Here is a 25076-nt window from a genome sequence, read left to right on the forward strand (position 1 = left end):
CCCATGTCGAGTACTTCGCCATTGCTACCGAGGACGGTGGGGATGATTCCGGCGTCGCAAGCGATTCGGCGCAGCTGTACGGCGGGGATGGTGCTGCCGTCCATGGTGGTGGCGGTGCCGATGCCGTCACGCAGGGCCTGTTCGGTCATCGTTACCATGATGGTGAACGGTTCCCCGCCGTTTTCGGGCAGGTTTTCCGGGTTCGCCGCGAGTTGGACGATCTCGGCGAAGGCGTCGGCGTCGCGTTCTGCTTGGGTGTGCGCATCGGGTGCGCCGAGCGCGTCGAGCACACTACGGAGTTTCAACCCGGTTTCGTGGTCCAGACGGCCCCGGATTTCCCAGTCGTTGTTGCATTGCCGGAGCCAGACTTCCCGATCCGGGCGGGCAAGTTCGCGGTCAGTGGGTTCCTGCCCGTCCGGGTCGAGACGCGCCCGCAGTTCCCGGATCGGCCGGACGAGCCCGCGCGGCCCCACTTCACCGGCGATCTGGGCGAGCGCCTGCTCCGCGATCGGCCAGGCGTCTCCGATCAATACGTCCGCTGGAAGCTCTGCGGCGAACTGACGGATCCGATCCACATGCTCCACACCGACCTCGCCACGCGAATACGCTTCCGCGGTATTCCGCAGATCCGGGGACAGTGGTTCCCCGCTGATCCCGAGCGCGCCGAACAACACTCGTGCTCGTTCGGCCATTCTGCGTGCTTCGGCGCGACTGATCCGCAACATATCCTGGGCCAAAGTCGCCGCCGAACCACAGTATCCGAACTCGACCGGCGCACCCTCCTTGTCCAACTCCGCGAGCTGATGCAACAACTCCGCCTCAGCACGCCGCACCACAGCAGCCTGCTCGATGAACCGATCCAACCGCTCGCGGGTCGACAGTATCGTTCCGTTTTCCCCAGTGCTCATGCCATCAATGATACCGAAACAACGGGGCACGGTCGGGGAATAGTCGGATAATCGCCTGAGTGAGTTAACGACAAAACCCTATGAACATTTCCGGTCATTCAGTCAGCATATATTCGAGATGCCGCGGAGAACTCTGCACCGGCGACCGAGAAGAACCCTAAATCCCCTTGCCGGCGAGGAGATAAACCTGTCGGCTCTGCTCGGTGAACGCGCCCTCCCGGTCGGGTTCGCGCACCGTTTCCGCCAGCACCCGGAACCCGCAGCCTCGCAACGACTCGGCCACGTCCCGGGCGGTGCGGCGGTGAAAGTCCAGGCTCACCCGGTGTCTTCCGGCCGTTTCGAGATGCACGGTCCCGTCGCCCTCCTGGAAGGCGAGCTGCAGCAGTCCGTCCGGGGCGAGTACCCGGTGGAATTCGGTGAACACGGCGCCGAGGAGGTCGTCGGGAATGTGGATGATGGAGTACCAGGCGAGGATCCCGCCCAGCGCGGAATCGGGCAGGGCGAGCGTGTGCATGGAGCCTTCGGTGAAGCGCAGCTCCGGATGGGACCGGCGGGCGACGCCGAGCATTCTGGGGGAGAGGTCGATCCCGGACACGGACAGGCCCAGATCGTGCAGGAACGCGGTGATCCGGCCGGTTCCGCAGCCGATATCGGCGACCGGGCCGCGGTCGCGCACCAGTTCGGCGAACGCGGTGAGCAGTGCGCGGTCGAGTGGTTTGGCGGCGAGTTCGGGGGCGATCCACTCGGCGTAGTCCTCGGCGGCCCGGTCGTAGGAGTCGCGGGTCCGCGCCAGGAACTCAGTCACCGGCGCGCCTGCGTTCCCGGGCGCGGCGTTTGCCCTCGTGCATGGCCTGTACCCGGGCGACGGGGATGGCGCGGCCCTCCTTGATGAGCGCGTCCTGGAGCGGGGCCGGTTCGGCGAAGGCATCCCGCCACGGTGCCCGCCCGGCGGCCGCGGCCACGGCGGTGTGCACGGTGAACTCGCCGGGGGTGATCCGGTCCAGCTCGGCCCAGTCGAGCGGGAAGGACACCGGGACGCCGGGCCGGGCGCGCGGGCTGTAGGCGGCGGCCACGGTGGCCGATCCGGACCGGGTCGAGTCGAGGAAGACCTTGCTGCCCCGGTCCTCGCGGATGAACGCGGTGGTGACCAGCGCCGGATCGAGCCGTTCGGCGCGGGCGGCGAGTGCGCGGGTGGCCGCGGCGGCCTGTTCGTGATCGGCGTCCCGGATGGGCGCGAACACGTGCACACCCTTGGCCCCGCTCGTCTTCACCGAACCGGTGAGCCCGGCATCGGCGAGTGCTTCCCGGACGAGGAGGGCGGCGGCGACCGCGAGGGGGAACTCCGCGACCCCCGGCGGGTCGATGTCCAGCACCAGGTGCGTGGGCCGCTCCCACGCGTCGTGGCACACCAGGGTGGGGTGGTACTCGACGGCGCGCTGGTTCGCGAACCACAGCAGCGTCGGGCGGTCCTCGCACAGCGCGTAGCGCACCTGGCGCTGCGAGGTCTGGGCCCACATCCCGACCGAGCGCACCCAGGAGGGGGCGTATTTCGGCAGGTTCTTCTGCATGAACGGCTCCTGCCCGCGCAGCACCCGGATGACCGAGAGCGGGCGCCCGGCGAGTTCGGGAACGAACAGCCCGGACATCGCGTCGAGGTAGTCGACGAGGTCGCGCTTGGTGGCGTTCGCCTCAGCGAAAAGCGGCTCGTCCAGGTTGGTCAGCCGCACGCCCTCGCGTTGCTCGCCGGTCATGGCGTTCAGCGTTCACGAACCCGGCGAGCTGGTCAACTCCCATTCGGGGAAGGATTCCCAGGCCAGCAGTCCGCGCGGGGCGGTGAAGGCGTGCTCGGCACCGGTGAGCGGATCGGTGAACCGCAGGGTCTTCGCGAGCAGTTGCAGCGGCCTGCTGAAGTCGTCGAGAGGTTTCTCGGTCAACTCCGGGTAGAACGGATCACCAAGGATGGGCACGCCGAGTTCGTGCATGTGCAGCCGCAGCTGGTGGGTGCGGCCGGTGGCGGGCTCGAGCCGGTAACGCCCCAGTCCCTCGCGGGATTCGAGCAGTTCGATCCGCGATTCGCTGTTCGGCGGGCCCTCCTCGGTGAACGCGGCGATGGTGCCGCGCTCCTTGACGATGCGGCTGCGCACCGTGCGTGCCGCGGTGAGCGCGGGATCGGCCGGGGCGATCGCCTCGTAGACCTTGCGCACCTTACGGTCGCGGAACAGGGTCTGATAAGCCCCACGGTGCGCGCGCTCGATGACGAACAGCACCAGCCCGGCGGTGGCCCGGTCCAGCCGGTGCGCCGGGCTCAGTTCGGGAAGGCCGTGCTCCTCGCGCAGCCGCACGAGCGCGGTCTGGCGCACGTGTCTGCCGCGCGGGATGGTGGCGAGGAAATGCGGTTTGTGCACCACGAGAATGCGCTCGTCCCGGTACACCACCGGAATGTCGAAGGGCACATGCGGTTCCTCGGGCAGATCGCGGTGAAACCACAGGTGCAGGCCGGGGGTGTACGGGGTGTCCGCGCCGACCGGTCCGTCCAGGCCGACGAACTCGCCCGCGCGCAGCTTCTCGTCGATGCGTGCGCCGCTGACCCTGGGCAGCCGCTCGTGCAGGTGCTCGCGGATGGTCCTCCAGTGCCCCTCGGGCAGCTGGATGCGCACCGGGTCGAGCCCGGCGCGCTGAGCGAGCGGCGATCGGAGTTTGCGGCGCATAACCCGTGCAGCATAACCTTGCCGCCATGCGCGTAGCACTGTTCGCGACCTGCCTCGGCGACACGATGTTCCCCGGAGCGGTCGCGGCGACCGCGAAGGTGCTCGCCCGGCTCGGCCACGAGATCGTCTTCCCCGCGACGCAGACCTGCTGCGGGCAGATGCACGTCAACACCGGCTACCAACGCGAGGCACGCGGTCTCGTGGAGCGGTTCGTCGAGGACTTCGCCGATCCTTCCATCGAGGCCGTGGTCGCGCCCTCGGGTTCCTGCGTCGGTTCGGTGCGCCATCAGCACGAGATCGTGGCTCGGCGCTACTGCGACACCGCGACCTGGGAACGGGTGCACGCCACCGCGGCCAAGACCTACGAACTGTGCGAGTTCCTGGTGGACGTGCTCGGGGTCAGCGATGTCGGCGCGTACTTTCCGCACCGGGTGACCTACCATCCGACCTGTCATTCGCTGCGTATGCTCCGGGTCGGCGAGAAACCCTTGCGGCTGCTGCGAAACGTGCGCGAGATCGAGCTCGTGGAACTGCCCGAGGCGGAGTCCTGCTGCGGGTTCGGCGGTACCTTCGCGGTGAAGAACGCGGAGACCTCGACCGCGATGCTGGCCGACAAGATGCGTCATGTGCTGGACACCCGCGCCGAATTCTGCGCCGCGGGTGATTCCTCCTGCCTGATGCACATCGGTGGCGGGCTCTCCCGGCTGAGCACCGGGGTGGGCACCGTGCACATCGCGGAGATCCTCGCGGCGACCGAGTCCCGGGAGGTGACCCGATGACCTTCCTCGGCACCCCGGAGGTTCCCCCGCGCGGAACCGGCAATCTCCGTGGCACCCAGTCGTTCCCGGAGGCTGCGCACGACCGGCTCGCGGACAGCCAGCTGCGCCGCAACCTCGGCAAGGCGACCCGCACCATCCGCGCGAAACGGCTCGCCGTCGCCGGGGAACTCCCGGACTGGGAAGCCCTGCGGGACGCGGGTTCGGCGATCAAGACCGAGGTGCTCGCGAACCTGCCGGACCTGCTGGAGACCTTCGAACAGCGGGTCACCGAGCGGGGCGGCACCGTGCACTGGGCACCGGATGCCGCCGCGGCCAACGAGATCATCACCGAGCTGCTCGGCGGCGCGCGCGAGGTGGTCAAGGTGAAATCCATGGCCACCCAGGAGATCGGGCTCAACGAACACCTCGAATCGGCGGGGATCAGCGCCTTTGAGACCGATCTCGCCGAGCTGATCGTGCAACTCGCCGGGGACACCCCCTCGCACATCCTGGTGCCCGCGATCCACCGCAATCGCGCGGAGATCCGGGAACTGTTCCTGCGCGCGATGCCGGGCGTGGACCCGGATCTGGACGACGATCCGGCCAATCTGGCCGCTGCCGCCCGCCGCTATCTGCGGCAGAAGTTCATGGCCGCCGAGGTCGCGATCTCCGGGGCGAACTTCGGCATCGCCGAGACCGGGACGCTCACCGTCGTGGAGTCCGAGGGCAACGGCCGGATGTGCCTCACCTTGCCGCGCAAGCTGATCACCGTGATGGGCATCGAGAAGTTGTTGCCCCGCTTCGCCGATCTCGAGGTGTTCCTGCAGCTGCTGCCGCGATCCTCCACCGGGGAACGGATGAACCCGTACACCTCGATGTGGACCGGGGTGACCCCGGGCGACGGGCCGGAGGAATTCCACCTGGTGCTGCTGGACAACGGGCGCAGCGCCACCCTCGCCGACGAGATCGGCCGCTCGGCGCTGCACTGCATTCGCTGCTCGGCGTGCCTCAACGTGTGCCCGGTCTACGAGCGCACCGGCGGCCACGCCTACGGTTCCACCTATCCGGGACCGATCGGGGCGGTGCTCTCCCCGCAGCTGGCCGGAATGGCCGGGTCGGATCCCAACGCCTCACTGCCGTACGCCTCCAGTCTGTGCGGTGCCTGCTACGACGCCTGCCCGGTCAAGATCGACATTCCCTCGCTGCTCGTGGAACTGCGCCACCAGCACGTGCGGGAGGCCGCGCCGAGTGGTGAGGCGGCGATCATGAAGGCCGCGGCGGCCGTGATGGGGGATTCGCGGCGCTGGGAACTGGCGCAGCGGGCCGCGGGCCTCGGCAGGCTGCTCGCGCGGGACGGGCGGATCCGGGCGCTACCCCCGCCGTTACGCGGCTGGACCGGGGCGCGCGACCTGCCCGCGCCACCGAAACAGACCTTCCGGCAATGGTGGGCCAGCCCGCAGGCACGCGAGGAGCTGCGCCGCGAAGCGGAACGGGGGCTGGGATGACCGGCAGCACGGGGAGGACCGGCAAGACCGGTAAGGAGACCGTGCTCGGCCGGGTGCGGGATGCGCTCGCCATCGCGCCGCCCGCACCGGTGACCGTGCCACGCGAATACCGCACCGGCACGGAAATGCCATCGCGGCAACGGATCGCGCTGCTCGCCGAGCGACTGCGGGACTACCGGGCGAGCGTGCACGAATGCCGGGCCGCGGACACCGCGGCCACCATCGCGGGAGTGCTCGGCTCCGCGCGCCGGATCGGCTGCCCCGCCGGACTACCACCGGACTGGCTCGCCGAGACCGGGGCGGAGATCCGGGTGGACGGCCCGGAAACCTCGGTCGCGGAGCTGGACGCGCTCGATGCCGTGGTCACCGGTTCGGCGGTCAGCTGCGCCGAGACCGGGACCATCTTCCTGGACGCCGGACCGGACCAGGGACGTCGCGCGCTGACCCTGGTCCCGGATGTGCACGTCTGCGTGGTGGACGCGTCGAGCGTGGTCGCCGGGGTTCCGGAGGCCATCGCCCGCCTTGAACCGGCCCGCCCCATCACCCTGATCAGCGGGCCCTCGGCGACCTCGGACATCGAACTGGAACGGGTGGAAGGCGTGCACGGACCGCGCACCCTGGTCGTGGTGCTGCGTCCCGACCGGTGAGCGTGATCATGGACACCTGGAAATGTGATCCCAGATCCCATAAGTATTGAATGTGCGGAATACGTTTCCGGAAAAGACCTCGACTCATGGGCCGATCGCGCGCGTGGTGCGATTCCTCGGCCTGCCCATCGCGATTCCCCTCGCGCTGCTGCTCGCGGGCATCGCGGGCGGGCTGCTGCTCGGCAATGGTGTCTACATAGGACTGTTCGTGGCCGGGGTGACACTGAGCCCGATCGCCCTCACCCTGCGCGGGATCGGGAAATCGCTGCACATTCTGCCGCCCGCGGTGCAGCGAGACCTGGAGCAGAACGGCAGCCTGGCCCCGGCCAGGATCGAGCGGCTGAGTGCGACCGGTACCACGATCAACGAGGCGCGGGTGGCCGAACTGGAGCTCATCGTCGTTCCCCGGGACCGGGGCGCGTACCGGACGACGACGCGGCAGTTGATCCCGGTACTGCAGGCACCCGCGTTCCAGCCGGGAAACACCGTCGTGGTGCGCCAGAGCCCGGCCTATCCCGGGGTGGTCAAGGTCGAGGAGAACCCGAATGTCGCCCTGCCCGGTGCGCCGCTCGAGGTCGGTGTGGTCGGTGAGACGTATTCCGGGCGGCCGGACGAGAACGCCGATCGCGGGCGCGCGCGGTGGCCGATGATCGCCGGGATGGCGGTGGTGCTGGCCGCCGCGCTGCTCCTGCCCATCCGCGAGGACGTGATCGCCGGGATCACCACACCCGATCTGCTCGCCTCGGACGAGCTCAGCCGCGGGGTCGCGAGGATGAGCGAGGCGGCGGGCAACCAGGCGGAGCTCCTGTCGTTCGACTCGGATGCGCTGCGCGCGCAGACCCCGCGGGGCTGGGTGGGCTATCGGGGCGGGAGTGCCGAGCTCAACACGGATGCCGAGGCGAAGGCGGATCCGGACCGGCTTTTCGACATGCGCCGGCTCAATCTCGCCGCGGTCCCGGGACTGATCCGGACCGCGCGCACCAAGCTGGCGCTGGAGGAGAACACGCCCGTCACGGTCTCGGTGAGCCGTGATCCCGGAAAGCCAGTCGAACTGCGGATCTCCGAAGCGGACAACGCACGATCCGGGACCCTCTACGCAGCGGCGGACGGCACCGCCGGGGTGATCGCCGATGCCACCACCGCCGAAGGCGCCCGCGAGGTGTTCGGGGCGCTCACCGCGCGGATGGGGGCAACGAAAGTGTTCGACGCGCGGATCTCCCGTGATTCGGTGGAGTTGACCGCACCCACCAGGCCGGGCGCGGACACCGCGGACGATTTCTCCTGGCACTCCGGGCGGCTGCCCGAACGGGAACCGGCGAGCATCCAGCCGGACGAGGGGGCACCCACCTTCGACCTCGCCACATTCGATCCCGCGGTACTGCCCGGACTGGTCACCGAACTGGCGAAGCGCTCCGGCGAACCCGAGAAGGCCCGCGAGGCCACGTTCACGCTCGAACTCCAGGACGGCGAACTCGGCCTGCACGCCTCGGTCAACGGCGACTACCGCAGCACGCGGCTCACCGCGAAACCCGACGGTTCCGGGGTCCGGGTGGTCAGCGAGCGGAACTGAACCGGTCCGGGATCCGTCCGACGATCCTGGCGTACATCCTGGCGGGTACCGGATCCCCGTTCACGGCGAGGAATCCGGGCAACGGCGGCAGTTCGCGGGCCAGCGGTTCCAGTGCGGCATAGCAGTCGAGCGCGTCGGCGGGCCGGTCCCCGGGCTCCTTCTCCAGCATCCGGGCCAGCACCTCGTCCAGCCGCGCGGGAATGCCGGGGATCTCCGGCGGACGGGCGTTCACGTGCTGCTCGAAAACGGCGTACGCGGTGGGGCCGGTGAACAGCGGCGCCCCGGTGAGCATCTCGTGCAGCACGCAGCCGAGCGCGTAGAGATCGCTGGCCGGTCCGGCGCTGCCGTTCTGGATCTGCTCCGGTGCCATATAGGCGGGGGTGCCGAGCAGTTGTCCCGCGCGGGTGAACCGGGCGAGATCGGCCTCGCGCAGCACGGCGAGCCCGAAATCCAGCACGGTGACACCACCGTCCGGGCGCAGCATCAGGTTGTTCGGTTTCAGATCGCGGTGGCAGATGGACAGCGCGTGCGCCTCGGCGAGCACCGCGCAGGACTGCGCCGCGATCGCGGCCGCCCAGGGCACCGGGAGCGGACCGTGCTCGGCGAGCACATCGGCCAGGGTGACCCCGTCCACGAACTGCATCACCTGGAACAGCCGGGATTCCACCGTGCCGAGGTCGTAGAGCGTCGGTGCCCCGGTCAGCTCCAGCTTCGCGAGGATGCGCGCCTCGCGGATGAACCGGCCCTCCACCTCGGGATCGCTGTTCCCCGGGACCTCGAGGAACTTCACCGCGACCCGGCGCGCCAGATGCGTGTCGTATCCGCGATGGACCGCGCCCATGCCGCCCTTGCCGATGGGCAGCTCCTCGAGCTCGTACCGGTCCGCGAGTAGCATGATCACCTCGTTCGTCTTCGTGCGCCTGGCCGGTCACTGTAGGGGATCGGGCTCACTCGCCCGGGGTGAGCATCCCGTCGAGCAGACCGACGAAACCGAGACGTGCCAAGGAATCCGCCGATTCGGCCAGCGCGCTCGCGGCCCGGTGCACCGCGTCCAGTTCGGTGAACGCCTCGGCGTAGGCGCGCTGCTGCTCCACCGGCAGCCGCGGCACCGCGACACGGCGGGGATCGATCCGCGAGGAGCCGTGCACCGCGGGGGTGCAGGCGCGCAGCACACCGGCGAGGAACCGGGGATCGAGTGCCTCGCTCGTCCGGTAGGCCGTCAGGTGCTGGCCCAGCAGTGCCTCTTCCTCGACCACTCGGGCCATCCCGGTCGCGCTCGCGGCCACATCGCCCGGATACAGATGCACGGCGGCCTCGGCGAGGGCGTCCTGGGTTCCGCTCGGTGACCGGTCCGCGGCCAGATCCGCGGAGGTGAGCACCGGCAGATCCGGGGTGCCCGGCCGCGGAGTGAGCACGGTCAGCGCGCCCGTCTTCACCAGCTCGGCGAGCGAGGTCGTGGACAGCTTCCTGCGCTCGGCGCTGATCTCCAGTACCCGCGCCAGATTCTCGTCGATCTCGCTGCTCGCCTGCTGCACGTTCGCCCGGGTCTTCGCGAACACCGCGCCGACATCCGCGCGCTCGCGCAACAGCCGCTGGCGTGCCGGGCTCAGGTCCACCTCGTCGTCGAGCAGGTCGATGATCGGCACCGGCTCGGGATCGTCCCCGGGTTCCGGTTCGTACTCCTGCAGCCACACGGTCGTGCGCTGGGCCTCGCCGGGCACCGGTCGTTGCAGGCACCAGATGTCGTGCCCCTCGCGCAGCGAGTACAGCGCGCGCACCGCCCCGGCGCGCAGCAGATTCGCCCGGATGCGCCGCCCGGAGCGCCTGCTCGCCGCCGCCTTCGGCATCAGGAGCACGACCGGTCCACCGGGGCGCACCGCCGCCAGGCAGTGCTGTGCCCAGGCCAGTTCGGACTCCCCGCGCGGTGGCTGACCGTAGACCCAGCGCGGATCCCCGGCCAGTTCGGCGTGCCCCCAGGCGCGCTCGTTGAACGGCGGATCGCACACCACCGCGTCCGCGGGCTCGTCGGTGAATCCGTTGTGCCGCAGGGAATCCGCGGCGATCACCGTGGTCTCGATCCCGGCAAGCCGCAGCCGCGCGGCGGTGATCGCCGCGGCGTTCGGATCGGTGTCCTGCGCGAGCGCGGCGCGTGGCCCCGCATCGAGCAGCAGGGTGCCGATTCCGCAGGCGGGATCGAGCACCGTGCCCGGATCGGCGCCGAGCAACCGCACCATGATCCGCGCGGTCTCGGTGGATGTGGTGGCCAGGGTGCGGGCGTGCGCTTCCCGGTAGCGTTCGCACAACCGCTCGAACGCGGTCGCCGGGCCCTGTTCCTCGGCGAGTTCGGTGAGCAGGGTGCGCAGTGCGCGGTCGGCGAGTTCGGGGCGCACCGAGCCGGGCAGCCGGGGGGCCTGACCGAGCCGGGTCTGCAGCAGATAGGCGCCCGCGCGGGCCACCGTGCCGCCGAGCTCGAGGTCCTCGGTCGTGGCGCGCAGGCGTTGCCAGACCTGTTCGGCAAGCGGAACCCGGGCCGCCTTACCGTTGGTGGTGAGCCAGGACTGGATGGCCTGCAGGGAGAACAACGGACTCGATGCGGTTCCCCCTGCCGGGGCAGGGAAGTCCTCGTAGCGGCGCCGCCAGTTGCTCACCGCGGCCCGCCCGACACCCCCGAGCCGCGCGATATCGGCCGAGCTCACCAAGGCGTCCTCTCCCATAGCGCGCACAGTACGTCATCGCCCGGAGCGGTTCCACAGCTGAACCACTTGTGAACACGATTCACAAGTGGTTCACTGGTCCCGTGCACGAGCAATCACAACCTCCGGCAGCGCATGCCGCTCCGTTCCGGCTCGTCGTCACGAGTGCCACGGATGTCGGGCGGCGTCGTTCGGTCAACGAGGACTCCGCCTATGCGAGCGAGCGGCTGATCGCGGTCGCCGACGGAATGGGCGGGCACGCGCACGGTGAGGTGGCCAGCGAGATCGTCGTGCGCGCGCTCACCGAGGTGGAGCAGCGGGTGCTCGGCGGGAACTCGGCGCTGGCCGAACTCTCCGAGGTGGGTGCCAGGGTGGTGGCGCGGATCGACGAGCGGGTCGCCGCCGACGAGGACCTGCGCGGAACCGGGTCCACGATGACCGCGCTGTGCTTCGACGGCAAGGAATTCGTGCTCGCGCACATCGGGGATTCCCGCGCCTATGTGGTGCGCGAGGGGCAGCTGCGGCCACTGACCAGGGATCACACCTTCGTCCAGACACTCGTGGACGAGGGCAGGATGAGCGAGGAGATGGCCGCCACGCATCCGCGCCGCTCCATGCTCGTGCGCGCGCTGCAATCCGGTGCGGATGCCACGGTCGATCTCGGCGCCTTCGATGTGCGCGCCGGGGACCGCTACCTCGTCTGTTCCGACGGCTTGACCGATGTGGTTCCCGACGAGACCATTCAGCAGGTGCTCGGGATGACCGAACCGGTGGATGCGGTGGCACGGCAACTGATCGAGCTCGCCAACGAGGCGGGCGGACCGGACAACATCACCGTGGTGATCGCGGATGTGTATCCGGGGAACGGAGCTGCTGAGTGAGTTACGACGTGGCCGCGGTCCGGAAGCGGTTTCCCGCGCTCGCCGAAGGAACGGCGTACTTCGACGGTCCCGGTGGGACACAGGTGCCGGACGCGGTGATCGAGGCGATCACGGCGCCGCTGCGGGACGGGGTGTCCAACCGGGCCACGGTCACCGCGGCGGAGCGGCGCGCCGAGGATGTGGTGCACGCGGCCCGTTCGGCGATGGCGGATCTGCTCGGCGCCGAACCGGGCGGGGTGGTGTTCGGCAGGAGCATGACCCAGCTGACCTACGACTTCGCCCGCACGATCGCCAAGCAGTGGTCCCCGGGGGACGAGATCGTGCTCTCCAGCCTCGATCACGACGCCAATTTCCGGCCCTGGGTGCAGGCCGCGGAATCCTCCGGGGTGCGGGTCCGGGTCGCGGAGTTCACCGTGGGCACCGGGGTGCTGCCCACCGAGGCGGTCACCGGACTGCTGGGGCCGCGCACCAGGCTGGTCGCGGTGACCGGGGCGTCGAACCTGCTCGGCAGCCGGCCCGACATCCCCGCGATCACCGCCGCCGCACGGGAATCCGGTGCGCTGTCCTATGTGGACGGTGTGCACCTCACCCCGCATGCGCGCATCGACCTGCGGGCCCTCGGCGCGGATTTCTACGCCTGCTCGCCGTACAAGTTCCTCGGTCCGCATCTCGGGGCGCTCGCCGCGGATCCCGCGCTGCTCGAGACCCTGCGCCCGGACAAGCTGCTCCCGGCAAGCGATGCGGTTCCCGAACGCTTCGAATTCGGCACCCTGCCCTATGAACTGCTCGCCGGAACCACGGCTGCGGTGGATTTCCTCTCCGGGCTCGATTCCACGGCGACGGGGGAGCGGCGGACCCGGCTGCTGGCGAGCATGACCGCGCTCGGCGCGCACGAGGACGCGCTCGCGCGCCGCCTCGAGGACGGGCTCCGCGCGCAGGGGGTGCGCTGTCACGGGGACCCGGACCGGGACCGCACGCCGACCGTGCTGTTCGAAGTGGACGGTGTGCCCGCCGAACGGGTCTACACCGAACTAGCCGGGCGCGGGGTGAACGCGCCATCGGGCAGTTTCTACGCCTACGAACCGGCCCGCAGGCTCGGTCTCGGTGAACAGGGCGCGGTGCGCGCCGGGATCGCGCCCTACACCGACGAGTCCGATGTGGACCGATTGCTGGACGGGATCGCGGCGCTGCGTTCCTGACGGGCACCGCTCGCGGATGGAGGATGCGATGAAAGCCTTGGTACTGCGGGATTTCTGGGACTTCCAGGTCGACGAGCGGGAACGGAAAACGCCCGGACCCGGTGAGGTCACGGTGCGCGTGTTCGCCACCGGTATCTGCGGATCCGACCTGCACGGCTACACCGGGCAGAACGGGCGGCGGGTCGCCGGGCAGGTGATGGGCCACGAGACCGTCGGCCACATCGCGGAACTCGGTGCGGGAGTCGAGGGGCTCGCCGTGGGCGATGTGGTGACCGTGAACCCGGTGCTCGCCTGCGGGAACTGCCCGGCCTGCGCGGCCGGGCAGGAACAGGCCTGCCCGGACAAGACCGTGATCGGGGTGAGCGCGGGCTATTCCTCGGCGTTCGCGGAGTATTTCCTCGCCCCCGCACGGAACCTGGTCCGGCTGCCGGAGACCATGCCGATCGAGTACGGGGCACTGGTGGAACCCCTCGCGGTCGCCTACCACGCGGCGAACCGGGGTGGCTGCGGCGGCGCCGACGCGGTGCTCGTGCTCGGTGGGGGACCCATCGGCCAGTCCGCGATACTCGCCGCCCGGATGCTCGGGGCGACCGCGATCGCGGTCAGCGAACCGGATCCGGCGCGGCGGCGGCTCTGTGCCGAGCTCGGCGCGACCCCGCTCGACCCGGCGGAGGGGGACCTCGCCGCCGGTACGGTGACCGCGCTCGGCCGGAAGGCGGATCTCGTGCTCGACGCGGTCGGCACCTCGGCGACGATCGCGGATGCCTTCTCCTGCAGCGTGTTCGGCGCCCGGGTGGTCCTGGTCGGGATGAACGCCCCGCAGCTCGAACTCCCGGCCTATTCGGTGAGCACCGAGGAACGCAGCCTCATCGGCAGTTTCTGTTATACGGCACGGCATTTCCGGGAGGTCGCGGACTGGGTGGCCACCGCGCCCGCCGAACTGGCCGCGCTCGTCGAGGAGACCGTCCCGGTGCGCGATGCCCCGGAGACCTTCGCGGGCATGGCGCGCGGCAGCAAGGCGGTCGCGGGAAAGGTACTCGTTTCGTTCCAATGAGACCGGAAGGATGCTGACGGCGACCAGCCGGGTTGCCCCTCAGTACGAGGAGTCAGCTTCCTGGAGGTCGGTTCGGTACCTACTGGCACAGTCACTGGAGATTGACGAACAGGCCACCGTCCACGAGCAGTTCCGCGCCGTTCACATAACCGGCCTCCGGGCGGGTGAGCAGCCACACCACGCCCGCGATGTCCTCGGGCTTTCCCAGGCGCCCCAACGGAATCCGGTGCTCCATCGCGGACCGTTTCGCCGGATCGGCCAGATCCTCGGCGTTGATATCGGTCGCGATGGTCCCGGGAAGCACGGCATTGCACCGGATCCCCTTGGGGCCGAGCACGATCGCGAGGCTTTTCATCAGCGAGCTGATCCCCGCCTTGGTGGGGGTGTAGTGCACCTGCTGGGCCCCGCCGACCCAGGCCGAGATCGAGGAGATGCCGATGACCGATCCGGGACGGCCCTCGGCCACCATGCGCCGGGTGACCTCCTGGGTGACGAGGAAACAGCCGCGTTCGTTCACCCGCTGCACCCGGTCCCAGAGTTCCACGTCGATCTCGAAGAAGTCCGCGAACGGGCAGATCCCCGCATTGCTGACCAGGATATCGGTGGGACCGACGGCTTCCTCGGCCTCGGCGACCAGGGTGCGCACCGCATCCGGATCGGCGACATCGGCCTCGATCGGGAAACCCACCCCGCCCGCCTCGGCCACCTGCCGGGCGGTCTCCTCGGCGAATTCCCGTTCCCCCGGCGGGAAGTTGATGGTGATCCGGGCGCCGTCGCGGGCGAACCGGACCGCGGTCGCCCTGCCGATTCCCCGGGCGGCCCCGGTGATGAGCACGTGCGCCGTCTCGTGTTCGACAGGGTTGCTCATGCGACCTTCCCTCCGGCGAACCGATCGAAATTCTTCGGGTCGTAAAGCGGAATCACCACATCCGCGGTTTCCCGCACCCGGCGGTACGCGGCCGTGGATTCGTAGATGTTCTCGCTGATCCCGATCGGATGGTCACGGATGACGTTCTCCAGATAGAAATAGGAATCGGAGATCGCCACCGTTCCCTTGGCGGTGTCCGCCTCGACGACCATCGATGCACGATGGTGCCCGCCGCACCACCAGGTGCGCAGACCGGGCGCTAGTTCGGCTTCGTCCTCGAGCAACCGCACTCGTGGCCAGGCCTCGGTGACCAGGTGCACGAGCACATCGTCCGGGATCGAGGTGCCGCGATCGTCGTGCGGATGTTCGTGCGTGGTGTGGAAATGCACCCAGCCGCGCCGGGCGAGGCAGATCTGCGCGTTCGGGAAGAGCGGGATGTTGCTGACCGAATACAATTGCAGCGGGGTGAGGATCACATGGGTTATCTCCTCGGGTTCGACACCGTTCTCGAACAGCCGATCGGCGATGAACTCCCCGTCCGCGCGCACCATTCTCGCCCGTTCCCCGAGCACCGTCGCCCATTTCTCGTTCATCGGGCCGATATCCCTGGCGGGCCCGGTGTTCACCAGTGCGGTGACCCCGTTTCCGCGCAGCAGTGCCGTTTGGAAGACGAGGGGATACCAGCTGTCGAAGGCGCTCATCCAGAAGACCTCGGGTCCGGGGACCTCCCCGGCCCCGACACGGAGAAGATCGATGGCGTACTCGTCCACGGCCGCACCGCCTTTGGTCGGTTCCCAACACCTGGGCTCAGTATTACAGTCCGGTCCTGGCCAGCCAAGGGATTCCGGAGGTACCGCGATGGCGCGAGCGGCGTTCACCCTGCACATCAAACCGGACAAGGTGACCGAGTACGCCGAGGCGCACCGGCGGGTCTGGCCGGAGATGCGCGAAGCGTTGCGGCAGGCCGGGTTCCGCAACTACTCGATCTTCCTGGACGGCAGCACGGCCTTCGGGTACTTCGAGGCGGAGGATCCGGAGGCGGCACTCGAGGCGATGGGCCGCACCGAGGTCAACGCCCGCTGGCAGGACACCATGGCGGAGCTGCTCGAACAGCGGGTCGAGGACGACGGGCCGGGACTGCTCCGCCAGGTCTTCCTGCTGGAATAACGCCGCTAGCCGAGTACTCGGTTGTCCTCGGTGTGTGTCCAGCCCGCCGCTTCGGCGTGCACCGGGCCGAAAACCCGGGAACCGGTCAGCCAGAACGCGCCCGCCCGGTTCGCGGTGACCGGGCCGAGCACGGTCGAGTCCACCACGACCAGGGAGGCACCGGGCGCGACGTGCACGGGTCCCGCGATCCGCGCGTTCTGCACGCAGGTGACCCCGCGGCGCACGGTGAGGGGTCCGGGATGGGTTCCGCTGATCCGCTGGGTGCATGCCGCGACCGGAACACTGGTGCTCAGCGGTTTCCCGTTCTGCCGCACGGTGTAGTAGTCCCCGGCGGCGTGCCTGCGCTGATAGCTCAGCCGCAGTCCGCCGACCCCGCCGGTGGCCGAGACCCGCGCCCCATCGGATGCGGCCTCGTCCAGGCGCACCGGATCGGGACCGAAGGATTCGGTGCGGACCCGGTTCTGCGGGTTCCCGAGCGGGAACACCGCACCCGGTGCGCTGCGTACCCGCCAGGAAAGCCGCTTTCCGCTGGCCGCGATCGCCTGGTCCGTCCCGATGCGCAGCGGACCGACCCCGGAGGGCAGCGGGGTGTCCCCGGTCCGCGCCTCGATGCTCAGCCGTCCGCCCGGATCCAGCCGCATCCGGTCGGTGTAGAGCGCGCGGTCCGCGGTGTCGCTCGGCCGTGCGTGATGCACGTAGTACTCCTGCCTCCCGTCCGGCGAGCCGATGATGCTGCCGTGCCCGGTGGAATACATGCCGATCGAGGGATTCTGGGACAGGATCGGGTTCGCCGCGCTCTTGCGCCACGGCCCGAGCGGGCTGGGCGCGGTCGCGTACCCGACGCCGTACGAAGGGCTCTCGTAGTTGTTCGCCGAATAGGTCAGGTAGTAGACGGGTTTGCCGTGCACCATCCGTTTGACCGTGGTGGAGCCCTCCTCCCAGCGGCGGTCCTTCTTCTCCCCGTCGGTCTTCGCGTAATCGTCGACGTGCGCGTTCTCCCAGGACTGCTTGTCCGAGCCGTAGTTCAGGATTGGGGTGTAGCCATCGCGGCGCCGCGGCCCGGAGTCACCGCGCTTGTTCGCGTCGACATAGCCCGGATCGATGCGGGGCATGGTCCTGCCGCTCGGATCGTTCCACCACGCCGAGTCCAGGCGCACCGCGTAGATGTTCGATTCTTCGATGTATTTTCCCAGGTCTTCGTCCCATACCCAGTTCCGGTAGGCGTTCCGGGAGAAGTACAGATAGATCCGGCCGTTGTCGAAGAAGACGTTTGGGTCGATCATCGGAATGTAGGTTCCGCGCGGTGCGGTCCGCCCCTCCGCGTGGGTGGCGGGCGGCTTTTTCTGCGTGGCGTCCATGATCCGGTTGACATCGTGATAATCCGGGTCATAGGGGAAATAGTCGAGTGGTGCGGACTGAATGTTGTGGAACGGTCCGGCAGGTGAATCCGCGACCGCGACCCCGAGCTTGCACGGTTCCTCGAAATCGCCGAACGTGAAATTCTCCGCCACGTTCTTGTTCATGCGCGCCGCGTAGAACAGGAAGTATTTCCCCGTTTTCGCGTTGTGGTAGACCTCGGGTGCCCAGAACCAGTCGTGCCCCCACTGCCCCTGCGCGGGGAGCGCACCGCCAGGCAGTCGCTCCCAGGTCGCCAGGTCGGGGGAGCGGTAGATGGCGAAATGATAGCCCGGATCGGCGCCCTCGGTGGAGTACGCGTAGTAGGAACCACTGCGCTCGTCCCACAGCACGAAGGGGTCCGCGGCCGGATTCTTCGCGTCGTTGGAGAAGGTGGCGTTCGAGCGGGACACGACCGCCGAGGCGGGCGCGGCCAGTGGTGCCGCGAGGAGCAGAACGGCGAGAAGCGAGACGAGGCCCGCGCGCATACGGTGCACGGCGAACCACGATTGCCCCGGTCACGGCGTCTGTCAACCGCTGAGCGGTGTCGGAACGCTTGACCTGGAGTGCGCTCAAGCTCCTACGGTTGGTCCGTGACGTACTCAATCGCCCAGGCCGCCGAGGCGTGTGGGCTGTCCATCGACACGCTGCGCTACTACGAACGGATCGGGCTGGTCGTTCCGCCGGCCAGGGACTCCGGGGGACGGCGCACCTACTCCGATGAGGACATCAACTGGCTCGTGTTCCTCACCAAGCTGCGCACCACCGGAATGCCGATCCGGCTGATGCGCGAATACGCCCAGCTCGCGCAGGACGGTGAGGCCACGGCCGCGCTGCGCAAACAGATCCTGGTGCGTCAGCGGGCCAGTGTGCACGCGCACATGGCCGAACTCCAGACCTGCCTCGAGGTGCTCGACTACAAGATCGAGAACTATCAGCGGATCGAGGAGAAATTCCAGGACAAGCAACGGAAGGCCACGGAGGTACCAGCATGATCGCACGCCGGAAACTCGGCACGCTCGAGGTTTCCGCGCTCGGGCTCGGCTGCATGGGGATGAGCCACGCCTACGGCTCGGCGGAGCGGGACGAGCGCGAGTCGATCGCCACCATTCACCGTGCCCTCGAACTGGGCGTCGACCTGCTCGACACCTCGGATTTCTACGGCGACGGGGAGAACGAACGCCTGGTCGGCAAAGCCATCGCCGACCGCAGGGACCGGGTCGTGCTCGCCACGAAGTTCGGCATCACCGGAACCGTGGGTGGTCAGCTGACCGTCCACGGCGCGCCCGAATACGTCCGCTCGGCCTGTGAGGCCTCGCTGCGCAGGCTCGGGGTGGACCACATCGACCTGTACTACCAGCATCGGGTGGACCCGGACGTGCCGATCGAGGACACCATCGGTGCGATGGCCGAACTGGTCACCGAGGGCAAGGTGCGCGCGCTCGGGATGTCGGAAGCGAGCGAGCCGACGATCCGGCGCGCGCACGCGGTGCATCCGATCAGCGCGCTGCAGAGCGAATGGAGCCTGTGGACCAGGGAGCTCGAAGCCCGGATCGCGCCCGCCTGCGCCGAGCTCGGCATCGGGATCGTGCCGTTCTCCCCGCTCGGGCGCGGATTCCTCACCGGTTCGGTCACCGGCTCCGGGTTCGCCGAGGACGACGCGCGCAGCCGTTTCCCGCGGTTCACCGGGGAGAATCTGGACGCGAACCTGCGCATCGTCGCCGCCCTGCGCGAGCTCGCCGAACAGCGCGGGGTCAGCGCCGGGCAGCTGGCGCTGGCCTGGGTGCTGGCCAGGGGAGAGCATGTGGTGCCGATCCCCGGCACGAAGCGGCGGCGCTATCTGGAGGAGAACGTGGCCGCCGCCGGGATCGAGCTCTCCCACGCGGATATCGCCGCGATCGAGGCGGTAGCCCCGGCCGAGGCGTTCTCCGGGGCGCGCCACCCGGCCGCTCAGGAAGCGGTGGTGGACAAGACCTGAGGCTTGGTGTCCGGTAGCCGGGTGGAGATCGCCAGTGCGGCCACCGGGAAGACGAGCAGCACGGCGAGCGCGGTCGACAGCCCCGCGTGGTCGGCGAGCAGGCCGAACACCGGGGTGACGATCCCGCCCACGCTGACCGCCAGCCCGAGGGTGACCCCGCTCGCGGTGCCGATCCGGTTCGGCAGGTAGTCCTGGCCGAGCGTGACCTGCACGCTGAACGGGATGTAGAGGGCGAAGCCGAGCAGTGCCGCGGCGAGGCAGGCCACCACCGCGTTCGGGGCGAACAGGAGCGCGAGCAGCCCGGGAACGATCAGCAGGTAGCCGAGCCGCACCGTGCGCACCCGCCCGTAGCGGTCGGCCAGCCCGCCGCCGAGCAGGGTGCCCGCGGCGCCGGTGGCCAGCAGTACGGTCAGCGCCGCGTTGCCGGTGGATTCGGTGAACCCGAGGTTCTTGGTCAGGAACAGCGCCAGCAGCGAGTTCACCCCGAAGAAGCAGATCGAGCGGCACATCACCAGACCGGTGAGCCAGCGGAAGGAACTCCAGTCGTCCTCCCGGCCGGTCTCGGTGGTCTTCTTCGCCACCGCGTCCCTGCTCCGGCGCTGGAGCAGCGCCACCACCAGACCGGTGGCCACCGCGGGGATCGCGAGTAGCGGGGTCGCGGTCAGGCCTCCGCCGGTGAGCACCGCGGTCACCAGCAGCGGGCCGAGCGCGAACCCGATATTGCCGCCGAGGGCGAACCAGCTCATCCCGCGCGCCGAACCGTGCGAGGCGACCCGGGCCGCCCTGCTCGCCTCCGGATGGAACGCGGCCACCCCGATCCCGGAGAGCGCGATCGCCAGCCAGGTGAACACATAGTGCGGGCCGAGCCCGGAAAGCCCGATCCCGATCCCGGCGATGGCCACCCCGGAAGGAACCAGGAACGCCAGCCTGCGCCGGTCGGTGAGCACCCCGAACAGCGGCTGCAGCACCGAGGAAAGGAAGGTGGCCGCCACGGTGATCCCGGTCGCCGCGGCATAGGTGTACTGCCGTTCGGCGACCAGGAACGGGATCAGGGCGGGCACCGCGCCCTGATACATGTCGTCGACGAGATGGACGAAGGAGAGACCGGCGACCGGGGCGATCCCGCGGAGTACACGCATGATCTCGATCATCGAACGCGGACGGGGGCGGCCGCTTTCGATATTCTGCCGAGTTGTGCCGGAAACTCGCCACCGCCCCGTCGCGCTCACCGTGACCCGTTCGCTCACCGGCGGGTCCGGGGTCAGCGCGCATTACCACGATGAACACCAGATCGTGTATGCCAGCACGGGTGTGCTCGCCGTGGCCACCTCGGCGGGCGCCTGGATCGCGCCCGCCACCAGAGCGGTGCTCATTCCCGCCGGAACCGTGCACGAACACCGCGCCTACGGGCAGACCGTGCTGCACACCGTCGGCCTCCCACAGGACGCCCTGGCCGGTGCCGAACCCGTCGTCGTCGCGGTCCGCCCGCTGCTGCGCGAACTGCTGATCACCTGTTCGGCCCGCCCGCAGGACACCAGCCCCGCGGGACTGCGGCTGCGGGCGGTCCTGACCGATCAGCTCCGCGACTCCCCGGAGCGCCCGCTGCACGTGCCCGCGCCGAGCGATCCCCGGCTGGTCGAACTCGGCGCGCTGCTCGACAAGGATCCGGCCGATCCACGCTCGCTCGCCGGGTTCGCCACCGCGCTCGGCAGCAGCGCGCGCACCCTTTCCCGGCTGTGCCGCGAAGAACTCGGCATGACCTTCCCGCAGTGGCGCACCCAGCTGCGGATGTACCACGCGCTGCGGCTGCTCGCCGAGGACCAGCCGGTCACCGCGGTGGCGCACCGCTGCGGCTGGGCGACCCCGAGCTCGTTCATCGAGGCGTTCCGGCGCGTCATGGGGTACACACCGGGACGCAGGAGCCTCGGCGAGTAGCCGGTCACGGGTCCTCCCGGTCGGCGGCGAGGATCTCGGCCAGCCGGAGGGTGTCCTCGAGGTAACGCTCGTAGGGGAAACCCGCCGCGATGAGCCCGGCTCGGAATTCGTCGTAGAGCGGTTTTCCCGCGCTGTGGAAGGCTTTCCGGCCGGCCTCGGTGAGCCGGACCAGCCGCCGCCGCGCGTGTTCGGGGTCGGTGGTGATCCGCACCAGACCATCCGCCTCGAGTGGCCGAAGTGTCCGGCTGATCGCCGGATCGGACACCGAAAGCGCCTGGGCGAGCCGATGTTGCGTCGCCGGTTCGATGTCCTCGATGGCTCCCAGTAGCCGTATCTGGCTGTAGGTCAGGCCGTCGGTGTCATCGGTGCGCCGCCGGGTCGCTTCCCCGAGCAACATGACCACGCGGTGCAGCAAGTCTGCGAGTCCTTCGTCCACGGGACCACTGTACATGACTCTTGACTGGTTAATATTAACTAGTTAAGAATGGTTTCATGAGCAACTTCTCCTACCTCGCGCAGTCCGCCTTCCCGCTGATCTGGATCGTGGTGCCGGCCATCGGTGCCTTCATCCGGGCCCGGCACGCCCAGTCGCGCCTGCAGGCCCTGGAGATCTGGCAGCGCTGGTGGGCCATCGGCGCGTTCGGCTGCGGCAGCCTGTGGATGACGGTCGCCTTCCTCGGCGTCCCGAACGTCATGGCCACCGCGATCGGCTTCGGCCGGACCCCGTTCATGTTCGAGATCGCCTTCGCCAACCTCGGGCTGGCGGTCATCGGCTTCCGGGCCGCCTCGGCATCCGCGCGCGAGCGCATCACGATCGGGATCGGCGGTGGAATGTTCCTCTGGGGAGCGGTGATCGGGCACCTCTACCAGTGGTTCGCGAACGGTGACCACGCGCCCGGGAACACCGGCGGAGTACTGGTCAACGACATCCTGATCCCGGTGGTCATGATCATCCTGGCCGTGTGGTCCCGGCGGCTGGCGGCCAAGCCGCAGCCGGCCGCGAACATCGCCGCCTGACGCCGAGGGAGCTGCTCCGCATCATGGCGACGCACACCGAAGAAGCACCCGAGGGCGAGACCGGCGAAGCACGGGCCGAGGCGGCCAAGCGGCTGACCATGTTCGTCGACGCGGGAATCGCGATCGCGCTCACCCTGTTGGCGCTGGATCTTCCCGTCCCGACCGGCGGCACCACCGCGGCCATGCTGCGGTCGGTCTCCGACCACGGCACCGAGTACGTGGGCTTCGTGCTCAGCTTCGTGGTGATCGCCGCCCACTGGCGGGCCAATCACGAGATCTTCGGCTATGTCCGTGCGCTGAACAGCCGGTTGACCACCCTCACCCTGCTGTGGCTGTTCATCCAGGTACTGATGCCGTTCGCGACCCGGGTGATCACCGCCGAGGGCGCCTTTCCGCTCCGGTTCAGCATGTACGCGGTCGTGCAGGTGTTCGCCTCCGTCTCGACCGCGCTGATCATCCGGGAGATCCGGCGCCAGCACCTGTACCGCGCGGACGGCCCGCCCCTGGTGTTCGCGCAGCACCTGGTGCGCAGCATCTGCCTGGCGGCGGTGTTCGCGGTCTCCGTTCCGGTCGCGTTCCTGACCGAGAGCACCGGTGCCTACCTGTGCTGGCTCGCCGCGCCGATCGTGCTCACCCTCGCCCGCCGTATCCAGGGGCGCGGCGGGAAATGACTCCGTTACGGGCTCAGCGTCGCGGCCAGGGTCGCGCCGAGTTCCCAGCAGGACTCCAGGTCCTGCTTACCGGGTTCGCCGAGCACCGTCACGTGGTCGGCCGTGCGCTCCCACCCCAGCCCGGTGGTGATCGTCTCGACGCCCTTGACCGCGCCGACCGTGTCGTTGTTGCCGTGCACGAACAGCCCGTAGGGACGTTTCGTCGTCGAATCCAGGCAGGGGTAGTAGATCGTGTCGAAGGCGTGCTTCAGCGCCCCGCTCATGTAGCCCAGATTGGCCGGTGTGCCGAGCAGATACCCATCAGCTTCCAGTACATCGGAGGCCGTCACGGCCAGCGCGGCACGCCGGACCAGTTCGACACCCTCGATCTCCGGAGTGCTCGCCCCGGAGATCACGCTCTCGAGCATGGCCTGCATCGAGGGCGACGGGGTGTGGTGGATCAGGAGCAACCGTGCCATGGGGGAGAGGCTAATCGTCCCCGTCAACTCGCGAGCAGCTCGCCGAGGGCGGTCAGCAGCGCCTCGAGCCGTTCGGCGGCCTCCGCCTCGGCCGCGTCCAGGTCCGCGCGCGGCGGGAGGGCGATCTCGGCGTAGCACTTGAGTTTCGGCTCGGTTCCCGAGGGACGGATGATCACCTTCACCGCTTCTCCGGTAATCCGCAGCCCGTCGGTGCGCGGCAGCAGATCGGTGCACGTGACGGTGGTCCCGGCCAGTTCGCCGGGCGGTCCGGCGCGCAGCCGCCGCATGATGGCCTCGCGCTCGCTCAGGTCGGTGAACCGCGGGGAGTACTGGCCGGTCAGGTGCACACCGTGCACGCGGGCGAGCTCGTCGAGCGCCTCGGGAATGCTGCGGTCCGTGGCTCGCAGCGCGGCGAGATGATCGGCGGCGAACACGGCGGCGGAGATCCCGTCCTTGTCCCGCACCACATCCGGGTCCACGCACAGGCCGAGTGCTTCCTCGTAGGCGTAGACCAGTCCGGTGCCCGCGCCGTCCCCGGAGCGCACGAGCCATTTGAACCCGGTGAGCGTCTCGTCGTAACGAGCCCCGTGCCGTTGCGCGATCCCGGCGAGCAGGCCCGAGGAGACGATGGTGGTGGCCACGAGCGGATCGGGGCTGGTGTTCGTGGCGAGCAGATACTCACCGAGCAGCGCGCCGGTCTCGTCCCCGCGCAGCATCCGCCAGCCCCCGGTGTCGCGCACCCCGATCGCGCAGCGATCGGCGTCCGGATCGAGCGCGATGGCCAGGTCCGCCTCGCGCTCGGCGGCGAGTTCGAGCAGCAGATCAGCGGCCCCGGGTTCCTCGGGATTGGGGAAGGTGACCGTGGGGAAGTCCGGGTCCGGTTCGGCTTGCGCGCCGACCAGGTGCACATCGGTGAATCCGGCGCGTGCCAAGGCATCGACCGCGACCCGGCCGCCGACCCCGTGCATCGGGGTGAGCACGATCCGCGGGCCGGGTTCGGTGTTCCGCCGCACCGCGGCACAGGCGTCGAGGTAGGACTCCAGCAGGTCCGGGCCGACCTCGGTGTAGTTCGCCGCGCGCGGCACCGAGCGGGCCGGCCGCGCGGCACCGATGGCCGCCTCGATGCGCTCATCGGCCGGTGGCACGATCTGCGCTCCGCTGCCGTCATAGAGCTTGTAACCGTTGTCCGCTGGCGGATTGTGCGAGGCGGTGATCTGCACCCCGGCCACGGCGCCGAGCGTGCGGACGGCGTAGGCGAGTACCGGAGTGGGCAGCGGGCCGGGAAGCAGCCGCGTGTCGAACCCGGCAGCGGCGAACACCTCGGCGGTGGCGTGCGCGAAAGCCTCCGAACCGTGCCGCGCGTCCCGCCCGACGACCACGGTGCGCCCGGAAAGTCCCTGTCCGCGCAGCCATTCGGCGATCCCGGCCGTGGTGCGCACCACGACGGCCATGTTCATCCCGCTGACCCCGGCGCGCACCGGGGCACGCAAGCCCGCGGTGCCGAAGGTGAGCGGTTCACCCATCCGCGATTCCAGGTCCTCGGCCGCGCCCGGGACCCCGGCGACCGCGTCCGCGAGCACCCGGGTGAGTTCCTCCCGGGTCTGCTCCTCGGGGTCCTCGGCGATCCAGGTCGTGGTGCGCTTGCGCAGTTCCGGCGAAATCAT

At 69.5% G+C, this 25076-nt stretch carries 26 protein-coding genes; 13 read left to right on the forward strand and 13 right to left on the reverse strand.

From position 1 onward, the window contains the following. From AD72_RS20960 to AD72_RS20975, 4 genes are all read right to left on the reverse strand, one after another. Positions 1–908: DUF222 domain-containing protein (locus AD72_RS20960; RefSeq protein ID WP_082469078.1), on the reverse strand; the 908-nt coding region annotated here is incomplete at its 3' end. Positions 909–1065: 157 nt separating this feature from the next. Then, entirely contained in the window at positions 1066–1713 is a 648-nt protein-coding gene (locus tag AD72_RS20965; RefSeq protein WP_031468239.1) for a class I SAM-dependent DNA methyltransferase, read from the reverse strand. Continuing rightward, complete coding sequence (locus tag AD72_RS20970) at positions 1706–2659, reverse strand: DNA polymerase domain-containing protein (RefSeq protein WP_031468240.1); 954 nt, start codon at positions 2657–2659, stop codon at positions 1706–1708. Before AD72_RS20970 ends, AD72_RS20965 begins: the two co-directional genes overlap by 8 nt. A gap of 12 nt (positions 2660–2671) precedes the next feature. After that, positions 2672–3616, reverse strand: a complete 945-nt coding sequence (locus tag AD72_RS20975) for a pseudouridine synthase (RefSeq protein WP_031468241.1) — start codon at positions 3614–3616, stop codon at positions 2672–2674. Between the two features lie 26 nt (positions 3617–3642). Here AD72_RS20975 and AD72_RS20980 point away from each other — a divergent pair, with 26 nt between their 5' ends. From AD72_RS20980 to AD72_RS20995, 4 genes are read left to right on the forward strand one after another with little or no spacing between them, the layout of a single operon-like run. Then, positions 3643–4395: a (Fe-S)-binding protein gene (locus AD72_RS20980; RefSeq protein ID WP_031468242.1), complete on the forward strand. Its 753-nt coding sequence runs from the start codon at positions 3643–3645 to the stop codon at positions 4393–4395. Further along, positions 4392–5879 (forward strand): LutB/LldF family L-lactate oxidation iron-sulfur protein, encoded by a 1488-nt coding sequence (locus tag AD72_RS20985; protein WP_031468243.1) that lies wholly within the window; start codon positions 4392–4394, stop codon positions 5877–5879. Before AD72_RS20980 ends, AD72_RS20985 begins: the two co-directional genes overlap by 4 nt. Beyond that, positions 5876–6526: a LutC/YkgG family protein gene (locus tag AD72_RS20990; protein ID WP_031468244.1), complete on the forward strand. Its 651-nt coding sequence runs from the start codon at positions 5876–5878 to the stop codon at positions 6524–6526. The genes AD72_RS20985 and AD72_RS20990 overlap by 4 nt, the downstream gene beginning before the upstream one ends. Positions 6527–6578: 52 nt before the next feature. Continuing rightward, complete coding sequence (locus AD72_RS20995; RefSeq protein WP_156365306.1) at positions 6579–8096, forward strand: hypothetical protein; 1518 nt, start codon at positions 6579–6581, stop codon at positions 8094–8096. On the opposite strand, the gene AD72_RS21000 is transcribed toward AD72_RS20995, so the two are convergent. Together AD72_RS21000 and AD72_RS21005 are read right to left on the reverse strand one after the other, a co-directional pair. Next, positions 8080–8991, reverse strand: a complete 912-nt coding sequence (locus AD72_RS21000) for a serine/threonine-protein kinase (protein WP_031468246.1) — start codon at positions 8989–8991, stop codon at positions 8080–8082. The genes AD72_RS20995 and AD72_RS21000 overlap by 17 nt on opposite strands. A 52-nt stretch (positions 8992–9043) precedes the next feature. Next, complete coding sequence (locus AD72_RS21005) at positions 9044–10810, reverse strand: N-6 DNA methylase (protein ID WP_031468247.1); 1767 nt, start codon at positions 10808–10810, stop codon at positions 9044–9046. An 83-nt stretch (positions 10811–10893) separates the two neighbouring features. Here AD72_RS21005 and AD72_RS21010 point away from each other — a divergent pair, with 83 nt between their 5' ends. Genes AD72_RS21010 through AD72_RS21020 form a run of 3 tightly spaced genes read left to right on the forward strand, consistent with a single transcriptional unit; the run spans position 10894 to position 13923 of the window. Then, positions 10894–11670 (forward strand): PP2C family protein-serine/threonine phosphatase, encoded by a 777-nt coding sequence (locus AD72_RS21010; protein WP_231644919.1) that lies wholly within the window; start codon positions 10894–10896, stop codon positions 11668–11670. Further along, positions 11667–12869 carry a cysteine desulfurase-like protein gene (locus AD72_RS21015; RefSeq protein WP_031468249.1) on the forward strand — a complete coding sequence of 401 codons (1203 nt, stop codon included), beginning with the start codon at positions 11667–11669 and terminating at the stop codon, positions 12867–12869. Before AD72_RS21010 ends, AD72_RS21015 begins: the two co-directional genes overlap by 4 nt. A gap of 28 nt (positions 12870–12897) precedes the next feature. Beyond that, positions 12898–13923 (forward strand): zinc-dependent alcohol dehydrogenase, encoded by a 1026-nt coding sequence (locus AD72_RS21020; protein WP_031468250.1) that lies wholly within the window; start codon positions 12898–12900, stop codon positions 13921–13923. Positions 13924–14014: 91 nt separating this feature from the next. Here the strand turns inward: AD72_RS21020 and AD72_RS21025 are convergent, their stop codons facing one another. Then, positions 14015–14791, reverse strand: coding sequence for an SDR family NAD(P)-dependent oxidoreductase (locus AD72_RS21025; RefSeq protein WP_031468251.1), 777 nt, complete (start codon positions 14789–14791; stop codon positions 14015–14017). Beyond that, positions 14788–15561, reverse strand: a complete 774-nt coding sequence (locus AD72_RS21030; RefSeq protein ID WP_031468252.1) for an MBL fold metallo-hydrolase — start codon at positions 15559–15561, stop codon at positions 14788–14790. Before AD72_RS21030 ends, AD72_RS21025 begins: the two co-directional genes overlap by 4 nt. Positions 15562–15649: 88 nt before the next feature. On the opposite strand from AD72_RS21030, the gene AD72_RS21035 reads away from it, so the two are divergent. Next, a complete protein-coding gene (locus AD72_RS21035) occupies positions 15650–15958 on the forward strand; it encodes an L-rhamnose mutarotase (RefSeq protein ID WP_031468253.1) in 309 nt (102 codons plus the stop codon). 5 nt (positions 15959–15963) lie between these two features. Here AD72_RS21035 and AD72_RS21040 read toward each other — a convergent pair whose 3' ends face one another. Beyond that, on the reverse strand, positions 15964–17841 hold the full coding sequence (locus AD72_RS21040) for a glycoside hydrolase family 43 protein (RefSeq protein ID WP_031468254.1): 1878 nt from the start codon (positions 17839–17841) through the stop codon (positions 15964–15966). Between the two features lie 105 nt (positions 17842–17946). Here AD72_RS21040 and AD72_RS21045 point away from each other — a divergent pair, with 105 nt between their 5' ends. Then, the gene (locus tag AD72_RS21045; protein ID WP_031468255.1) at positions 17947–18348 is read left to right on the forward strand and encodes a MerR family transcriptional regulator; all 402 of its coding nucleotides are present in this window, start codon (positions 17947–17949) and stop codon (positions 18346–18348) included. Beyond that, complete coding sequence (locus AD72_RS21050) at positions 18345–19331, forward strand: aldo/keto reductase (RefSeq protein WP_031468256.1); 987 nt, start codon at positions 18345–18347, stop codon at positions 19329–19331. Before AD72_RS21045 ends, AD72_RS21050 begins: the two co-directional genes overlap by 4 nt. On the opposite strand, the gene AD72_RS21055 is transcribed toward AD72_RS21050, so the two are convergent. Next, positions 19304–20470, reverse strand: coding sequence for an MFS transporter (locus AD72_RS21055; RefSeq protein ID WP_231644920.1), 1167 nt, complete (start codon positions 20468–20470; stop codon positions 19304–19306). The two genes, AD72_RS21050 and AD72_RS21055, sit on opposite strands and share 28 nt — an antisense overlap. A 55-nt stretch (positions 20471–20525) precedes the next feature. Here AD72_RS21055 and AD72_RS21060 point away from each other — a divergent pair, with 55 nt between their 5' ends. Then, positions 20526–21266 (forward strand): helix-turn-helix transcriptional regulator, encoded by a 741-nt coding sequence (locus tag AD72_RS21060; protein ID WP_031468258.1) that lies wholly within the window; start codon positions 20526–20528, stop codon positions 21264–21266. Between the two features lie 4 nt (positions 21267–21270). Here AD72_RS21060 and AD72_RS21065 read toward each other — a convergent pair whose 3' ends face one another. After that, positions 21271–21702, reverse strand: coding sequence for a MarR family winged helix-turn-helix transcriptional regulator (locus AD72_RS21065; RefSeq protein WP_031468259.1), 432 nt, complete (start codon positions 21700–21702; stop codon positions 21271–21273). A gap of 56 nt (positions 21703–21758) precedes the next feature. Between AD72_RS21065 and AD72_RS21070 the strand changes: the two genes are divergently transcribed. Together AD72_RS21070 and AD72_RS21075 are read left to right on the forward strand one after the other, a co-directional pair. Next, positions 21759–22283: a DUF6790 family protein gene (locus AD72_RS21070; RefSeq protein WP_031468260.1), complete on the forward strand. Its 525-nt coding sequence runs from the start codon at positions 21759–21761 to the stop codon at positions 22281–22283. 23 nt (positions 22284–22306) lie between these two features. Then, a complete protein-coding gene (locus AD72_RS21075; RefSeq protein ID WP_031468261.1) occupies positions 22307–22954 on the forward strand; it encodes a TMEM175 family protein in 648 nt (215 codons plus the stop codon). 5 nt (positions 22955–22959) lie between these two features. Here the strand turns inward: AD72_RS21075 and AD72_RS21080 are convergent, their stop codons facing one another. Continuing rightward, a complete protein-coding gene (locus tag AD72_RS21080; RefSeq protein WP_031468262.1) occupies positions 22960–23412 on the reverse strand; it encodes a flavodoxin family protein in 453 nt (150 codons plus the stop codon). Positions 23413–23435: 23 nt separating this feature from the next. Further along, positions 23436–25076: a phospho-sugar mutase gene (locus AD72_RS21085; protein WP_031468263.1), complete on the reverse strand. Its 1641-nt coding sequence runs from the start codon at positions 25074–25076 to the stop codon at positions 23436–23438.

It is taken from the genome of Sciscionella sediminilitoris (genome assembly GCF_000737195.2).
Lineage (GTDB): Bacteria > Actinomycetota > Actinomycetes > Mycobacteriales > Pseudonocardiaceae > Sciscionella > Sciscionella sediminilitoris.

Excerpts from the sequence above, each read along its gene's own strand:
- AD72_RS20970 (WP_031468240.1), bottom strand. The coding sequence starts at position 2,659 with ATGACCGGCGAGCAACGCGAGGGCGTGCGGCTGACCAACCTGGACGAG.
- AD72_RS20975 (WP_031468241.1), bottom strand. The coding sequence starts at position 3,616 with ATGCGCCGCAAACTCCGATCGCCGCTCGCTCAGCGCGCCGGGCTCGAC.
- AD72_RS20980 (WP_031468242.1), top strand. The coding sequence starts at position 3,643 with ATGCGCGTAGCACTGTTCGCGACCTGCCTCGGCGACACGATGTTCCCC.
- AD72_RS20985 (WP_031468243.1), top strand. The coding sequence starts at position 4,392 with ATGACCTTCCTCGGCACCCCGGAGGTTCCCCCGCGCGGAACCGGCAAT.
- AD72_RS20990 (WP_031468244.1), top strand. The coding sequence starts at position 5,876 with ATGACCGGCAGCACGGGGAGGACCGGCAAGACCGGTAAGGAGACCGTG.
- AD72_RS21000 (WP_031468246.1), bottom strand. The coding sequence starts at position 8,991 with ATGCTACTCGCGGACCGGTACGAGCTCGAGGAGCTGCCCATCGGCAAG.
- AD72_RS21005 (WP_031468247.1), bottom strand. The coding sequence starts at position 10,810 with ATGGGAGAGGACGCCTTGGTGAGCTCGGCCGATATCGCGCGGCTCGGG.
- AD72_RS21020 (WP_031468250.1), top strand. The coding sequence starts at position 12,898 with ATGAAAGCCTTGGTACTGCGGGATTTCTGGGACTTCCAGGTCGACGAG.
- AD72_RS21025 (WP_031468251.1), bottom strand. The coding sequence starts at position 14,791 with ATGAGCAACCCTGTCGAACACGAGACGGCGCACGTGCTCATCACCGGG.
- AD72_RS21035 (WP_031468253.1), top strand. The coding sequence starts at position 15,650 with ATGGCGCGAGCGGCGTTCACCCTGCACATCAAACCGGACAAGGTGACC.
- AD72_RS21040 (WP_031468254.1), bottom strand. The coding sequence starts at position 17,841 with ATGCGCGCGGGCCTCGTCTCGCTTCTCGCCGTTCTGCTCCTCGCGGCA.
- AD72_RS21050 (WP_031468256.1), top strand. The coding sequence starts at position 18,345 with ATGATCGCACGCCGGAAACTCGGCACGCTCGAGGTTTCCGCGCTCGGG.
- AD72_RS21055 (WP_231644920.1), bottom strand. The coding sequence starts at position 20,470 with ATGCGTGTACTCCGCGGGATCGCCCCGGTCGCCGGTCTCTCCTTCGTC.
- AD72_RS21070 (WP_031468260.1), top strand. The coding sequence starts at position 21,759 with ATGAGCAACTTCTCCTACCTCGCGCAGTCCGCCTTCCCGCTGATCTGG.
- AD72_RS21075 (WP_031468261.1), top strand. The coding sequence starts at position 22,307 with ATGGCGACGCACACCGAAGAAGCACCCGAGGGCGAGACCGGCGAAGCA.
- AD72_RS21080 (WP_031468262.1), bottom strand. The coding sequence starts at position 23,412 with ATGGCACGGTTGCTCCTGATCCACCACACCCCGTCGCCCTCGATGCAG.
- AD72_RS21085 (WP_031468263.1), bottom strand. The coding sequence starts at position 25,076 with ATGATTTCGCCGGAACTGCGCAAGCGCACCACGACCTGGATCGCCGAG.